This window comes from Catellatospora aurea (assembly GCF_042663325.1).
In the GTDB taxonomy this organism is placed as follows: domain Bacteria; phylum Actinomycetota; class Actinomycetes; order Mycobacteriales; family Micromonosporaceae; genus Catellatospora; species Catellatospora aurea.
The window spans coordinates 1-14,531 of sequence record NZ_JBHTAC010000020.1 but is presented as its reverse complement, the minus strand read 5'-3'; the positions used below and the strand labels follow the sequence as shown (position 1 = coordinate 14,531).

13 protein-coding genes and 1 tRNA gene are annotated in these 14,531 nt (G+C 69.4%); 12 read left to right on the top strand and 2 right to left on the bottom strand.

What is annotated here, in order from left to right; genetic code table 11:
• Nucleotides 1-104: 104 nt before the first annotated feature.
• Together ACFQO7_RS20290 and ACFQO7_RS20285 are read right to left on the bottom strand one after the other, a co-directional pair.
• Complete coding sequence (locus tag ACFQO7_RS20290; RefSeq protein ID WP_376807805.1) at nucleotides 105-848, bottom strand: transcriptional regulator; 744 nt, start codon at nucleotides 846-848, stop codon at nucleotides 105-107.
• Nucleotides 849-878: 30 nt separating this feature from the next.
• Nucleotides 879-965: transfer RNA gene (locus ACFQO7_RS20285), tRNA-Leu, on the bottom strand.
• Nucleotides 966-1,039: 74 nt separating this feature from the next.
• On the opposite strand from ACFQO7_RS20285, the gene ACFQO7_RS20280 reads away from it, so the two are divergent.
• From ACFQO7_RS20280 to ACFQO7_RS20225, 12 genes are all read left to right on the top strand, one after another.
• Nucleotides 1,040-1,651 carry an ANTAR domain-containing response regulator gene (locus tag ACFQO7_RS20280; protein WP_155374664.1) on the top strand — a complete coding sequence of 204 codons (612 nt, stop codon included), beginning with the start codon at nucleotides 1,040-1,042 and terminating at the stop codon, nucleotides 1,649-1,651.
• Nucleotides 1,652-1,716: 65 nt separating this feature from the next.
• Nucleotides 1,717-2,886, top strand: coding sequence for a hypothetical protein (locus ACFQO7_RS20275; protein WP_376807804.1), 1,170 nt, complete (start codon nucleotides 1,717-1,719; stop codon nucleotides 2,884-2,886).
• Between the two features lie 200 nt (nucleotides 2,887-3,086).
• Nucleotides 3,087-4,250 carry a branched-chain amino acid ABC transporter substrate-binding protein gene (locus ACFQO7_RS20270; protein WP_376807803.1) on the top strand — a complete coding sequence of 388 codons (1,164 nt, stop codon included), beginning with the start codon at nucleotides 3,087-3,089 and terminating at the stop codon, nucleotides 4,248-4,250.
• A gap of 101 nt (nucleotides 4,251-4,351) precedes the next feature.
• The gene (locus ACFQO7_RS20265; protein WP_376807802.1) at nucleotides 4,352-5,302 is read left to right on the top strand and encodes a branched-chain amino acid ABC transporter permease; all 951 of its coding nucleotides are present in this window, start codon (nucleotides 4,352-4,354) and stop codon (nucleotides 5,300-5,302) included.
• Entirely contained in the window at nucleotides 5,299-6,501 is a 1,203-nt protein-coding gene (locus ACFQO7_RS20260; RefSeq protein WP_376807801.1) for a branched-chain amino acid ABC transporter permease, read from the top strand. The genes ACFQO7_RS20265 and ACFQO7_RS20260 overlap by 4 nt, the downstream gene beginning before the upstream one ends.
• Nucleotides 6,494-7,273 carry an ABC transporter ATP-binding protein gene (locus ACFQO7_RS20255; RefSeq protein WP_376807800.1) on the top strand — a complete coding sequence of 260 codons (780 nt, stop codon included), beginning with the start codon at nucleotides 6,494-6,496 and terminating at the stop codon, nucleotides 7,271-7,273. The genes ACFQO7_RS20260 and ACFQO7_RS20255 overlap by 8 nt, the downstream gene beginning before the upstream one ends.
• Complete coding sequence (locus ACFQO7_RS20250; RefSeq protein ID WP_360529348.1) at nucleotides 7,263-7,973, top strand: ABC transporter ATP-binding protein; 711 nt, start codon at nucleotides 7,263-7,265, stop codon at nucleotides 7,971-7,973. The genes ACFQO7_RS20255 and ACFQO7_RS20250 overlap by 11 nt, the downstream gene beginning before the upstream one ends.
• Before the next feature lie 235 nt (nucleotides 7,974-8,208).
• Nucleotides 8,209-9,096, top strand: a complete 888-nt coding sequence (locus tag ACFQO7_RS20245) for an ABC transporter substrate-binding protein (protein ID WP_376807799.1) — start codon at nucleotides 8,209-8,211, stop codon at nucleotides 9,094-9,096.
• A gap of 3 nt (nucleotides 9,097-9,099) precedes the next feature.
• Nucleotides 9,100-10,077 (top strand): amino acid ABC transporter permease, encoded by a 978-nt coding sequence (locus tag ACFQO7_RS20240; protein ID WP_376807798.1) that lies wholly within the window; start codon nucleotides 9,100-9,102, stop codon nucleotides 10,075-10,077.
• Nucleotides 10,078-10,114: 37 nt separating this feature from the next.
• Nucleotides 10,115-10,927 carry an amino acid ABC transporter ATP-binding protein gene (locus ACFQO7_RS20235; protein ID WP_376807797.1) on the top strand — a complete coding sequence of 271 codons (813 nt, stop codon included), beginning with the start codon at nucleotides 10,115-10,117 and terminating at the stop codon, nucleotides 10,925-10,927.
• Nucleotides 10,928-11,081: 154 nt separating this feature from the next.
• Nucleotides 11,082-13,748 carry a DNA polymerase I gene (gene polA, locus ACFQO7_RS20230; protein WP_376807796.1) on the top strand — a complete coding sequence of 889 codons (2,667 nt, stop codon included), beginning with the start codon at nucleotides 11,082-11,084 and terminating at the stop codon, nucleotides 13,746-13,748.
• A 97-nt stretch (nucleotides 13,749-13,845) separates the two neighbouring features.
• Nucleotides 13,846-14,352, top strand: a complete 507-nt coding sequence (locus ACFQO7_RS20225) for a gluconokinase (protein ID WP_376807795.1) — start codon at nucleotides 13,846-13,848, stop codon at nucleotides 14,350-14,352.
• The last annotated feature ends 179 nt before the right edge of the window (nucleotides 14,353-14,531 follow it).

The following is a 14,531-nucleotide window of genomic DNA, read 5'->3' as shown; positions in this document are numbered from 1 at the left end:
TCCGCAGTCGAGGGCTGTGGACTGGATTCCTAGGATGGTCTACGGGGAGTGCTCGCCGTCCCGCATGACGGGTGCGGGCTTCCCGGCGGCGGTCGAAGCAGTGGTCAGGACTTCGGGCCGACGTGTCGGTCGAGCAGGGCCACGGCGTCGCGGCGGGCCACCGACAGGGAGTTGCGGCGGTTGAGCCGCCAGGCCACGCCGAGCAGGTCCAGCGCCCAGCCGCACAGGGCGAGGATGTCGGCGGACTCGTTGGCGAACAGGTAACGCGGATACTCGTAGGTCCGGCCGGCCTTGACGATCCGGTTGATCGTCCGGCAACCGTCGGAGTGGAACAGCCCTTGGACGAACGCTGCGGGGTGGTCGAGGACGATCGCCCGCTGCCAGGGCTCGAGGTCGATCTTGCGGTCGTGTTTCTTGCCAGGGCCGGCTTGCGGGAAGAGGCATGGCCAGTGTTTCGAGTAGCTCTGTAGGTTCACGCATCCTTTTTGTCGGATGCGCTGGACCCGATTCGCCAGTGTGGCGAGCATCGCTCTTTCTACCTGGTCCAAGATGTCGGTGTAGGCGGCGGTGCAGGAGATCCGCAGCACCGGGACCTTCGCGGCGGTGACCAGATGGCCGTCGCCGAGATAGCTGCCCAGCAGGTATGCGTACTGCAACTGATCGGTGGGTGCGGTTGCGCGGCAACGGAAGCAGCGGTCTTCGGTGAAGCGGCTGTCCGGCGCGCCCTCGTTGCGGCACCACCTGTGCACCGTCGGGTAAGGCAGGTCGAGGTGCACCGCGATCGAACTGATCGACGATCCGTTGCGATGTTCGAGCTGCGCCTGACGGCGAATGGCGAGGGGGTGCACAGCCGCGATTATCGAACGCCTGTACGACAGTGGTGCCGGGAACGGGATTCGAACCCGCATGCCCTTTCGGGCAATCGCTTTTGAGGCGATCGCGTCAGCCTGTTGCGCCATCCCGGCGAGCTTGCGTCACTGTACCCGACTAGGCTGCCGAGTAGGCAAACGGCATTCGTGGTGTGGGGGTTGTGGTTCCGGTGACCGAGAAGCAGGCTGGTGTCGCGCGTAAGCGTGTGCTGATCGCGGAGGATGAGGCGCTGATCAGGCTGGACCTGGCCGAGATGCTCGGCGAGGAGGGCTACGACGTGGTCGGCGAGGCCGGTGACGGCGAGACCGCGGTGAAGCTGGCCGAGGAGCTGCACCCCGACCTCTGCATCCTGGACATCAAGATGCCGATCATGGATGGTCTGGCGGCCGCGGAGCGCATCGCCGGCGCGCGCATCGCCCCGGTGATCATCCTGACCGCGTTCAGCCAGCGTGACCTGGTCGAGCGGGCCCGTGCCGCAGGTGCGATGGCCTACCTGGTCAAGCCGTTCCAGCAGAGTGACCTGGTGCCGGCGATCGAGATCGCGCTGTCCCGGTTCGCCGAGGTGGCGGCCCTGGAGGCCGAGGTCGCCGGGCTGAACGACCGGCTGGAGACCCGCAAGGCCGTGGAGCGGGCCAAGGGCGCGCTGATGACGCAGTACGGCATGAACGAGCCGCAGGCGTTCAAGTGGATCCAGCGCACCGCGATGGACCACCGCCTGACGATGCGCGAGGTGGCCGAGCGGATCATCGTCGAGGCCGCGGCCGCGGAGTCCGCCGAGTAGCAGGCCGGGGCGCACGCCGCGGTCGAGGGCCTGCGCGGTCGCGGCGGCGCGCTTACGATCGGGCGATGCAGTCCGGTCGTGGCATGGTCGCGGTGGCTCTCCTGGTCGCTCTGGTCGGCGGGTGCACACCCGCCGCGCCGCCCCCGGTGCCTGAGATCGTGCTGCATCCGCAGTGGCGGGAACTGGCGCTGCCCGCGCCGCCGGGTCCGACGGGCCGCCTGGTGCTGCGGGACGCGACGGTCTGCGGCGACCGCTGGTATCTGGCAGGCGCGGTCGCCGACTCGGAGGGGATGACTCGGCCGGTGGCGTGGACCAGCACCGATGGCGAGAACTGGCGATCGCTCACGTTTCTCGGGACCACCTATTACGGCAAGCGGGCCGTGATCTACGCGCTGGGCTGCCGTGGCGACCGGATCGCCATGCTGGGTGCGCGCAGCGGGGGAGGGCACGGCAACCCCCGGGTCACCCAGTGGTACGGCGGCCCGGACGGCCGGCTGCACGAGGTGATCGCCGGATTCCAGCTGTACGGGGGCCCGGACGCGGTGAACGTGTCCCGGCTCGCGGGTGGCCCGCGGGGCTGGGCGATCGCGGGGAACCGGCTGGCGGGGGCGGCGGTGTGGCTGTCGCCGGACGCGACGGAGTTCGGCCTCCGCGAGGGCGTGCCGGAGCTGGCGCGCGACGCCCGCGGCGAGACGATGGCGTACGACGTGACGGCGGTGCCCGGCGGCTGGCTGATGGTGGGGGCGCTGAGCCCCGCGGACCGCCTCGACCGCGACGCGCTGGCGTGGACCTCGCCGGACGGCGAGCGCTGGACGCGCCTGCCCGCGCCGGTGTCGCCGGATTACGAGCAGTTCGACCGGGTGGCCGTGGTGGCGGGCACGCCGTACGCGGTGGGGTTGCGCGGGGCGCGGTTCGGGGCGTGGCGGCTGGCCGACGGTGCGTGGGCGGATGCCGGCGTGTTCGGTTCGACGAGGCCGGGGCCGGTGGCGTGGGTGGCCGGGCTGGCGGTGACGGACGGGGGCCTGCTGGCGGCCGTCTCGGATGGCGAGATGTACCGGTTGTGGCTCATGTCACCCGATCAGGGCTGGGTGGCGGTGGCCGCGCCGGGTCCGCTGCCGGCGATCGGGGTGACCGCGGCGGGTGTCGCCGGGTCGGGCCGGCGGGTTCTGGCGTTGGGTGACGACGGTTCCGGGGCACACGTGTGGATCATGGACCTGCCGCCGAAGCATGCATGATACTCGCAGGTCACCGGGGGGTACGCCCGAATGGCGCTGCTCACGTAACGGTTGGGTCAACCCTTAGGCGAGGTCTTACCGATCCGGGTGTGAGTGGGATAACGTCCCTGGCCAGATCGTGGTTCACGATCTGTTCCGGTCCTGCTGCCCGCACAGTCGCGGCGACGGGTCCGGATCTCGGATGGAGGAGGGTTCTAGCCTTGAGGCAACGACTCGCGCGGGTGCTCGGAGGCGTCGCCATTCTGGCGCTCGTCGCCGGTGGCGCCGCCGCATGCAAGAAGGAAGAGCCGACGACGCCTGGTGGCTCGACGGTCTCTGGTCTGAAGATCGGTTTCTTCGGCGCCCTCACCGGTGACGCCGCTGGTCTCGTGACCCCGGGCAAGAACGGCGCGGAGCTCGCGATCGCCGAGTACAACGCCGCCAACCCGGGCGCGAACGTCACCCTGGTGCCGTTCGACTCGCAGGGCTCCGGCGACAAGGCCGCCCCGCTGGCCACCGCCGCCGTCGCGGACGAGAAGATCATCGGTGTCGTCGGCCCGGCGTTCTCGGGTGAGTCCGAGGTCGCCAACCCGATCTTCGACAAGGCCGGTCTGCCGATCATCACCCAGTCGGCCACCCGGCCGAGCCTGAGCGGCAAGGGCTGGAAGATCTTCCACCGCGGCGTGGGCAACGACCTGTCGCAGGGCCCGGCCATCGGCCGCTACCTGAAGGACGTCGCCAAGGCGGAGAAGGTCTACCTCGTCGACGACCAGTCCGCGTACGGCACCGGCCTGCGCGACGAGGTCGAGAAGATCCTCGGCGCCGCCGTCGTCGGCAAGAACAAGGTCACCGAGAAGCAGGTCGAGTTCGGCCCGGTCGTGACGGCCGTCAAGAACAGCGGCGCGACCGCCGTCTTCTACGGTGGTTACACCCCGGAGGCGGCCCCGTTCCTGAAGCAGCTGCGTGCCGGCGGCTTCAAGGGCACCTTCATCGGTGGCGACGGCCTCTACGACGCCAACATGCTGAGCGTGACCGGCAAGGCTGACGTCGAGGGCGCGGTCGTGACCTGCCCGTGTGGCCCGGCCACCGCGGCCAAGGGCAACTTCGTTGCCGACTTCAAGGCCAAGTTCGGCACCGACCCGGGCGTGTACGCCGACGTCGCGTACGACCTGACGAAGATCTTCCTCGAGGGCTTCAAGGCCGGCAAGACCACGCGCGCCGACATGCAGGCGTTCCTGGGCACCTACAACGGGGTCGGCACCGCCACCGGTGTGACCTACAAGTGGGAGGCCAACGGCGAGCTGGACCCGGCGCAGGTCTCGATCTGGGCGTTCGTCGCCAAGGATGGCGCGTGGGCGAACCCGCAGCAGCTCCCGAAGAGCTGATCATTCCCGATCGGCAAGTGTTTCGCAGTTGATACCCGGTGCGGCCGGAGGTTCCCCCTTCCGGCCGCACCCGGCTTTTCAGAACCCTTTCGGGAGCCCCCGTGAATTTCGATGACCTGATCCAGGGTTTCCCTGATCTGACCACCACCGGATTGGCCCAAGGGTCGATCTACGCGCTGGTGGCGCTCGGATACACCCTGGTCTACGGCGTCCTGCGCCTGATCAACTTCGCTCACTCCGAGGTCTTCATGTTCGGCACCTTCGCCGCGCTGTGGACCTGGGGACTGATGGGCTACGACAGCAACTCGACCCGCCCGGACCTGGGCACCGCCCTGTTGCTGATCCTCGTCTCACTGGTGGTCGCCTCACTGTTCTCCGGCGGTGTGGCGATGGTGGTCGAGGCGGTGGCCTACCGGCCACTGCGTAAGCGCAACGCCCCACCCCTCGTCTTCCTGATCAGCGCCATCGGCGCCTCGTTCGTGCTGGCCGAGCTGATGGGCGCTTTCACCGAGCGCCGCCAGCAGGGCATTCCCGGTCTGCTGCCGGGTGAGCCCCTGTTCTCCGCCGGTGGCTGGACCGTCTACCCGCTGCAGCTGATGACCTTCGTCGTCGCGCTCGCCGTGATGTTCGGCCTCGACTGGTTCGTGTCCAAGACCCGCTTCGGCCGCGGTATCCGCGCCGTCGCGCAGGACGCCGACACCGCCGCCCTGATGGGCGTGAACAAGGGCCGCGTCATCGCGCTCGTGTTCCTGCTCGGCGGCCTGCTGGCCGGCGTCGCCGCGGTGTTCTACAGCATGAAGCAGGGCAACACGCGGTTCAACGTGGGCTTCCTGATCGGTCTGAAGGCGTTCTCCGCCGCGGTGCTCGGCGGTATCGGCAACCTGCGCGGTGCGCTGGTCGGCGGTCTGCTGCTGGGCCTCGTGGAGTCCTATGGCGCGGCGCTGTTCGGCTCGAACTGGACCAACGTCATCGCGTTCGTGGTGCTGCTCGTCCTGCTGATGTTCCGCCCCACCGGTCTGCTGGGAGAATCGCTGGGGAGGGCCCGCGCATGACGACCGAGACTGTCAAGAAGCAGCGCTGGAAGCTGAACCTGCGGGACCGCTTCCAGGATCTGCCCGCGCCGGCGCGGATCGCCGCGATGGTGGTCTTCGTGGTGCTGCTGTACCTGCTGCCGACGAAGGCGTTCTACGAGAACCTGGGCTTCCCGATCCCGATGGGCAGCGGCTACCTGCCGTTCTACACCACCGGCTCGGACATGGCCGGCGTGCTGTTCCAGTGCGGTTACTACATCCTGCTGGCGCTGGGCCTGAACGTGGTGCTCGGTTATGCCGGTCTGCTCGACCTGGGCTTCTTCGGCTTCTTCGCCGTCGGCGCCTACACGGTGGCGCTGCTGACGTCGCCGGAGAGCAAGCTGATCACGGAGTACAACTGGCTGGAGAGCCCGTGGCCGTGGCTGGTGACGGTGCCGATCGCGATCGCGCTGGCGATGCTGTCGGGTGTGCTGCTGGGCTGGCCGACGCTGCGGTTGCGCGGTGACTACCTGGCGATCGTGACGCTGGGCTTCGCCGAGATCATCCGGATCGTGGCGAAGAACCAGGACTGGATCCTCAACGGCGACCGGGGCATCCCGAGCGTCGGGCACCCGCCGGGCACCTGGCCCGACGGCGAGCCGATCTTCGAGCTGGACTTCGCGCCGTACTACTGGCTCGTGCTGACGGTGATCATCGCGGTCATCTTCCTGATCCGGAACCTGGCCAACAGCCGGGTGGGCCGGGCGTGGGTGGCCATCCGCGAGGACGAGGACGCGGCCGAGCTGATGGGCGTGCCGACGTTCAAGTTCAAGCTGTGGGCGTTCGCGATCGGTGCGGCGATCGGCGGCCTGTCCGGTTCGCTGTGGGCGGGTCAGGCGAACTTCGTCAACTCGGCGACGTTCAGCCTGGAGAACTCGATCCTGGTGCTGGCGGCGGTGCTGCTGGGCGGCGCGGGCAGCATCGGCGGCGCGATCCTGGGCGGCTTCATCGTCATCTACCTGCCGGAGTGGCTGCGCTCGGTCGGTGACGTGTTCGGCTGGCCGACGCAGATCACGGTGGGCGGCATCCATATCGACGTCAGCCCGACGTCGCTGCGGTTCGTCATCTTCGGCGCGCTGCTCATCGTCGTGATGATCTACCGCCCCCAGGGCCTGTGGCCCAACCGCCGCCGCGCGGCGGAGCTCAAGGACCGGCAGAAGGAGGTGGCCCCCGTTGAGTGAGCGTAAAGCTCTGCTGGAGGTCGACAACGTCACGCTGCGCTTCGGTGGCGTGGTGGCGCTGAACCAGGTCGACTTCACCCTCTACGAGGGTGAGATCCTGGGCCTGATCGGCCCGAACGGCGCCGGCAAGACCACCTGCTTCAACGCGATGACGGGCGTCTACCTGCCGACCGAGGGCCAGATCCGGTTCAAGGGCGAGCAGGTCAGCGGCAAGAAGCGCAACAAGATCACGAAGATGGGCATGGCCCGGACGTTCCAGAACATCCGTCTCTTCCCGGAGATGACGGCGCTGGAGAACGTCCTGGTGGGCGCGGACGCGCACAACACCACCAGCGTGCCGACGGCGCTGCTGCGGCTGCCCAAGCACTGGCGCGAGGAGCGCCAGAGCAAGGCGCGGGCGCTGGAGCTGCTCGAATTCGTGGGCATCACGGGTCGCAGCGACGACCTGGCGCGCAACCTGTCCTACGGTGACCAGCGGCGGCTGGAGATCGCCCGCGCGCTGGCCACCAACCCCGCGCTGCTGTGCCTGGACGAGCCGGCCGCCGGCTTCAACCCGGCGGAGAAGGTGGCGCTGCTCGAGCTGATCAAGAAGATCCGCGACTCGGGCGTGACCGTGCTGCTCATCGAGCACGACATGCGGCTGGTCATGGGTGTGACGGACCGGATCGTCGTGCTCGAGTTCGGCAGGAAGATCGCTGAGGGTACTCCCGAGGAAGTGCGGGACAACCCGAAGGTGGTCGCGGCGTACCTGGGAGTTCCCGATGCTGCTTGAGATCGATGACATCACGCTGCACTACGGGCGGATCCAGGCGCTGCACGGCATCAGCCTGCACGTCAACGAGGGCGAGGTCGTCGCGCTGATCGGCGCCAACGGCGCCGGCAAGTCGACGATCATGCGGGCCATCTCGGGCCTGCGCGCGGTCTCGCGGGGCGCGATCCGCTTCAACGGCGAGGACATCAGCAAGGTTCGGGCGGACCTGCGGGTGGCCCGCGGCATCTGCCAGGCACCGGAGGGCCGGGGCGTGTTCCCGGGTATGACGGTGCAGGAGAACCTGGAGATGGGCGCGTACATCCGGCGCGACCACGCGGAGATCGCGAAGGACATGGAGCGGGTCTTCGGCCTGTTCCCGCGCCTATTGGAGCGGCGTAAGCAGGCCGGTGGCACGCTGTCCGGCGGTGAGCAGCAGATGCTCGCCGTGGGCCGCGCGCTGATGGCCCGCCCGAAGCTGCTCCTGCTCGACGAGCCGTCGATGGGCCTCGCCCCGATGATCATCCAGCAGATCTTCACGATCATCACGGAGATCAACCAGCAGGGCACCACGGTGCTGCTGGTCGAGCAGAACGCCCAGCAGGCCCTCTCCCGGGCCCACCGGGCCTACGTCCTGGAGACCGGCAACATCGTCAAGGAAGGCACGGGCGCGGACCTGCTCCACGACCCGGCCGTCAAGGCCGCCTACCTCGGCGTCGCCTGACCCCGCTTCACCCCGGCGGCCCCGGCCGCGGACCCCACCAGGTCCGCGACCGGGGCCGCCCCCTTTGCGGGCGATCTTGCTAGAACTGTGGGTGCGACACGGGCGAAAGCCGCGAAAGGGCAACAGTTCGCGCAAAATAGTCGCGATCTTCGTGAACGGCGGCGTTGGTGAGGGTTTGGGGCAGTAGTGCACGTACTTTGCGTTACCGTGAATCATCACACGGTGCGCAAAGGGGATGGATGTGCTCAAGAGGCTGATTCCGGTCGGGGCGTTCGCGATCGCGCTGGCCGCGGGCGGGTGTGGCGGCGGTGGTGAGCCGGCCGGGTCCCCGAGTGCCGCGCCGAGCGTGTCGGTGAATCCGACCCTGGCGGCGATGGTGCCCGACGCGATCAAGTCCGACGGGAAGATCCTGGTAGGCGTCGACGCGACGTACGCACCGAACGAGTTCCTCGCCCCCGACGGCTCCACCGTGGTCGGCTTCGACGTCGACCTGTTCAAGGCCGTCGCGCAGACCCTCGGGCTGACCGCCGAGTTCCAGCCGGCCACCTTCGGCGACATCATCCCGGGCGTCGGATCCGGCAAGTACGAGGTCGGCGTCTCCTCGTTCACGGTCAACGACGAGCGCAAGAAGCAGGCGCAGATGGTGACCTACTTCAGCGCCGGCACCCAGTGGGCGACCAAGACCGGCAACCCGGCCGGGATCAACCCGGACGACCCGTGCGGCAAGCGCATCGCGGTGCAGAAGGACACGGTCCAGTTCGAGGACATCACCAAACGCTCCGAGGCGTGCGTCGCCGCGGGCAAGCCCGCCGTGACCATCCAGCCGTACGCGGGCCAGGACCAGGTCGCCAGCTCGGTGGTGTCCGGCAAGGACGACGCCATGCTCGCCGACTCGCCGGTCGCGGCGTACGCCGTCAAGCAGTCCAACGGCCAGCTCGAACTGCTCGGCGGCATCTACGACTCGGCCCCGTACGGCTACGTGGTCAGCAACAACCAGGCCGAGTTCGCCAAGGCGCTGCAGGGCGCGGTCGACGAGCTGATCAAGAACGGGACGTACGAGAAGATCCTCGGCAACTGGGGCGTGCAGGCGGGCGCCGTGCCCAGCGCGCAGATCAACCCGTAAGCCATGACCGCCCCGGACACGTCGGCGAGCCCGGTGCCGCGGGAGGCCGAACCGATCAAGGCCGTTCCGGTCCGGCACCCGGGGCGGTGGGTCGCGATCGCCGTGATCGCGGTGCTGGCGGCGATGTTCGTGCACCTGCTGGTCACGAACAAGGCCTTCAACTGGCCGTTCATGTTCCAGAACATGTTCACGCCGCCGGTGATCCAGGGCCTGTTCGGCACCGTCGCGATCACGATCCTGGCGATGATCATCGGTGTGCTGCTGGGCATCGTGGTCGCGGTCGCGCGGCTGTCGGACAACCCGATCCTGCGCGGCGTGTCCTGGGTGTACACCTGGTTCTTCCGCGCCGTGCCCCGGTACGTGCTGCTCATCGTCATGGGCAACCTGGGCATCCTCTGGCCCCGGCTGGAGTTCGGCATCCCGTTCGACACCTATCTCGGCCAGCTGTTCGGCATCGAGAACGCGCACTGGCGGCCGTTCGGCATCGAGACCCGCGAGCTGCTCGTCGGCTTCTGGGTCGGTGTGCTGGGCCTGGCGCTGTCGGAGGCGGCGTACATGGCCGAGATCGTGCGGGCCGGCATGCTGTCGGTCGACCCGGGGCAGGACGAGGCCGCCACGGCGCTGGGCATGAGCCGCGGCCAGGCGCTGCGGCGCATCGTGCTGCCGCAGGCGATGCGTGTGATCATCCCGCCGACCGGCAACGAGACGATCGCGATGCTGAAGGACACCTCGCTGCTCATCGCGGTGCCGGTCATCCGCGAGCTGTTCTTCCAGCTGTCCGCGATCGGCAACCGGACCTTCCAGGTGTTCCCGATGCTCGTCGCGGCGATCATCTGGTACCTGTTCCTGGTCAGCATCCTGCTGGTGGGGCAATACTTCCTGGAGAAGCGCTTCTCGCGCGGGTACGGCCGCACGGCGAAGGCGAAGATGAAGCTCGAAGGCCTGGCCGCCGAGCACGGGGCGAACCCGGAGGTGCCGTGAGCCATATCCGAGCAGTCGAGCACAGCGAGGCCGCGGCATGACGTCGGAGCAGCCCGCCCGCCACCGCGCGCCCGAGGAGCCTGCCGGTGCCGAGCCGATGGTGCGTACGGAGAACGTGCACAAGTCGTTCGGGAGCGTCAAGGTGCTGCGCGGGATCGACGTGACGGTGCCGCGCGGCAACGTGTGCGTGGTGCTGGGCCCGTCCGGTTCGGGCAAGTCGACGTTCCTGCGCTGCATCAACCACCTGGAGAAGATCGACGCCGGGCGGATCTGGGTCGACGGCAGGCTCGTCGGCTACCAGCAGAAGGGCGACAAGCTGCACGAGCTGCACGACAAGGCCGTCGCCGCGCAGCGCCGCGAGATCGGCATGGTGTTCCAGCGGTTCAACCTGTTCCCGCACATGTGCGCGCTGGAGAACGTGATCGAGGCCCCGACGATGGTCAAGGGGCAGGGCAAGGCCGACGCGCGCCGCCGCGGCATGGAACTGCTCGACCGGGTCGGCCTGGCCGACAAGGCCCTGAACTACCCGTCGCAGCTGTCCGGCGGCCAGCAGCAGCGCGTCGCCATCGCCCGCGCCCTGGCCATGGACCCGAAGCTGATGCTGTTCGACGAGCCCACCAGCGCCCTGGACCCCGAGCTGGTCGGCGACGTCCTCGACGCGATGAAGGACCTGGCCCGCTCCGGCATGACCATGGTCGTGGTCACCCACGAGATCGGCTTCGCCCGCGAGGTCGGCGACCAGCTCATCTTCATGGACGGCGGCGTCGTCGTCGAATCCGGCGCCCCCCGCGAGGTGCTGTCCAACCCCCAACACCCCCGCACCCGCGACTTCCTCAGCAAGGTCCTGTGACCCTCCCGCGCGCGTTGATCATGAACCTATGGCACGGTTCGACGGCGTGTCGTGGCCACAACTTCATGATCAATGCGTGCGGGGCGCCGGGTCGCGGCGGGTGGGCGCGGCGGCGCGAGGGGAGGGCGTCGGGGGGAGGGCATAAGCTCTTCGGGTGACTGAGACGCTGCTGCTGCTTGATGGGCATTCGCTGGCTTACCGGGCGTTCTTCGCGCTGCCCGTGGAGAACTTCGCGACCTCGACGGGGCAGCCCACCAACGCCGTGTACGGCTTCACCTCGATGCTGATCAACGTGCTGCGCGACGAGAAGCCCACGCACATCGCCGTCGCGTTCGACGTGTCCCGCCAGTCCTTCCGCACCGAGCAGTACGCGGAGTACAAGGCCGGCCGCTCGGAGACCCCGACCGACTTCAAGGGCCAGGTCAGCCTCGTCCAGGAGGTGCTGGACGCGCTGCAGGTCAAGCATGTGCAGCTGGCCGGTTACGAGGCCGACGACATCATCGCCACGCTCGCCCGGCAGGGCCGCGAGGCCGGCATGCGGGTGCTGATCTGCACCGGTGACCGCGACGCGTTCCAGCTGGTCACCAAGGACGTCACGGTGCTGTACCCGCGCAAGGGCGTGTCCGACCTGGCCCGCATGGACCCGGCGGCGGTGCTGGAGAAGTACGGCGTCGGCCCGGAGCGCTACCGCGACCTGGCCGCGCTGGTCGGCGAGTCCAGCGACAACCTGCCCGGCGTGCCGGGCGTGGGCCCGAAGACCGCCGCCAAGTGGATCAACCAGTACGACGGCCTCGACGGCGTCATCGCCCGGGTCGACGAGATCAAGGGCAAGGCGGGCGAGAGCCTGCGCGAGCACCTGGCCGGCGTGATGCGCAACCACCAGATCAACGAGCTGCGCGACGACCTCGACCTGCCGCTGGACGTCCCGTCCTCGCACTGGACCACCTGGGACCGCGAGGCCGTGCACCAGGTCTTCGACACGCTGCAGTTCCGGGTGCTGCGCGAGCGGCTGTACCAGTACCTCGACACCGCCGAGCCGGAGGCCGACGCGGGCTTCGAGATCGACGGCACGGTGCTCACCGAGCCCGGCGCGCTGGCCGCGTGGCTCGCCGAGCAGGCGACCGGGCCGGTAGGGCTCGCGGTCAGCGGCACGTTCGGCCGGGGCACCGGCACGCTGACCGGGCTGGCGCTGGCCGCCGACCACGCCGCGGTCTGGGTCGACCCGACCGACCTGGAGGCAGCCGACGACGCGGCACTGGCGGCCTGGCTGGCCGACCCGGCCCGGCCCAAGGTGCTGCACGACGCGAAGCCGGCGCTGCTGGCCCTGCAGGCGCGCGGCTGGCAGCTGAACGGGCTGACCCACGACACCGCGCTCGCGGCCTACCTGGCCCGTCCCGACCAGCGCTCCTACGACCTGGCCGACCTGGCGGTGCGCTACCTGCACCGGGAGCTGCGGGCGGAGGCCAACGACAGCGGCCAGCTGGCGCTGGACTTCGGCGACGGCACCCCCGACCGCGCCGCCGAGGAGGCGCTGATGCTGCGCGCCCGCGCGACCCTCGACCTGGTCGACGCGCTGGGCGGCGAGCTGGACCGCGGCGACGGCGACCGGCTGCTGGCCGACGTCGAGCTGCCGCTGGTGCCGGTGCTGGCCGCGATGGAGCGGATCGGCATCGCCGCCGACACCGACTACCTGACCGAGCTGGAGGCCCAGTTCGCGGGCGAGGTGAAGGCGGCGGCGCAGGCCGCGTACGGCGACGTGGGCCGCGAGTTCAACCTCGGCTCGCCCAAGCAGCTGCAGGAGATCCTGTTCGGCGAGCTGAACCTGCCCAAGACCAAGAAGATCAAGACGGGGTACACCACCGACGCCGACGCGTTGCAGTGGCTGTTCGCGCAGACCGGGCACCCGGTGCTGGAGCACCTGCTGCGCCACCGCGACGTGGCGAAGCTCAAGTCGACCGTGGACGGCCTGCTCAAGTCGGTCAGCGACGACGGCCGCATCCACACCACGTTCTTCCAGACCGTGGCGGCCACCGGCCGGCTGTCCAGCACCGACCCTAACCTGCAGAACGTGCCGATCCGCACCGAGGAGGGCCGACGCATCCGCCGCGCCTTCGTGGTCGGCCCCGGCTACGAGTCGCTGCTGACGGCCGACTACAGCCAGATCGAGATGCGCATCATGGCGCACCTGTCGCAGGACGCGGGCCTGATCGAGGCCTTCGCCTCCGGTGAGGACCTGCACACCACGGTCGCGTCGAAGGTCTTCGCGACCGACGAGGTCACCGCCGAGCAGCGGCGCAGGATCAAGGCCATGTCGTACGGGCTGGCGTACGGCCTGTCGGCGTACGGGCTCTCGCAGCAGCTGGGCATCTCCACCGCGGAGGCGACCGGGCTGATGGAGGACTACTTCGCCCGCTTCGGCGGCGTGCGCGACTACCTGCACGCGGTCGTCGACCAGGCCCGCAAGGACGGCTACACGGCCACCATCCTGGGCCGCCGCCGCTACCTGCCCGACCTGGTCAGCGACAACCGGCAGCGGCGCGAGATGGCCGAGCGCATGGCGCTCAACGCCCCGATCCAGGGTTCGGCGGCCGACGTCATCAAGCTGGCGATGCTCCGGGTCGACAAGGCGCTGCGGGCCGAGGGCCTGGCCTCGCGGATGCTGCTGCAGGTCCACGACGAGCTGGTGTTCGAGGTCGCCGCGGGCGAGCGGGCCTCGCTGGAGGCGCTGGTCCGCCGGGAGATGGGCGGCGCGGTCGACTTGTCCGTGCCGCTGGAGGTCTCCGTGGGCGCGGGCCACGACTGGAACGAGGCCGATCACTGATCGTCCCGGTTCGCGGGGCCGGGCTGACCGGCCCCGCCACCTGGGACGGCGGCGATGCGAGGTTCGTGGCGTGGCGTGCTGAGCTAGGGTCACGATCGTGAGCGCTTCGACCGTACTCGTCATGGGAGTCTCCGGCAGCGGCAAGACGACCGTCGGCACGCAGCTGGCCAAGCGCCTCGGCGCCGTCTTCGCCGACGGCGACGACCTGCACCCGCAGGCCAACGTGATGAAGATGTCCGCCGGCATCCCGCTGACCGACGAGGACCGCGCGCCGTGGCTGCGGCTGTGTGCCGAATGGTTGGCCCGGCAGCAGGACGAGGGCGTGCCCGCGGTGCTGGCCTGCTCCGCGCTCAAACGCTCCTACCGCGACCTGCTGCGCGAAGCCGCCCCCGGCCTGGCCGTGGTGTACCTGGACGGCTCGCGCGAACTGCTGGCGTCGCGGCTGTCGCACCGCCCCGGGCACTTCTTCAACCCGCGCCTGCTCGACTCGCAACTCGCCGACCTCGAACCCCCGGGCGCGGACGAGGGCGCGATCGTCGTACCGATCACCCTGACCCCCGAGGAGATCCTCGACCAGGCCAGGGCGGCCCTGTCCCGAGCCTGACCCGCCCGCCTCCCGAAGCCGCCCCGCGCCGTCGGCCCCCCGCGTTGATCATGAAGTTGTGGACACGACACGCCGTCGAACCGTGCCACAAGTTCATGATCAACGCGGCGAGGGGCCGGGTTGCGGGGTTAGTCCCTTCGCCTGAATGGCGGCCCGTTCACGGGTGAAAACCGTGCGTG

What these genes read in the sequence shown, in the direction of transcription:
- ACFQO7_RS20275 (WP_376807804.1), top strand. Translation starts at nt 1,717, where the DNA reads ATGCAGTCCGGTCGTGGCATGGTCGCGGTGGCTCTCCTGGTCGCTCTG.
- ACFQO7_RS20260 (WP_376807801.1), top strand. Translation starts at nt 5,299, where the DNA reads ATGACGACCGAGACTGTCAAGAAGCAGCGCTGGAAGCTGAACCTGCGG.
- ACFQO7_RS20250 (WP_360529348.1), top strand. Translation starts at nt 7,263, where the DNA reads ATGCTGCTTGAGATCGATGACATCACGCTGCACTACGGGCGGATCCAG.
- ACFQO7_RS20245 (WP_376807799.1), top strand. Translation starts at nt 8,209, where the DNA reads ATGGATGTGCTCAAGAGGCTGATTCCGGTCGGGGCGTTCGCGATCGCG.
- ACFQO7_RS20240 (WP_376807798.1), top strand. Translation starts at nt 9,100, where the DNA reads ATGACCGCCCCGGACACGTCGGCGAGCCCGGTGCCGCGGGAGGCCGAA.
- ACFQO7_RS20235 (WP_376807797.1), top strand. Translation starts at nt 10,115, where the DNA reads ATGACGTCGGAGCAGCCCGCCCGCCACCGCGCGCCCGAGGAGCCTGCC.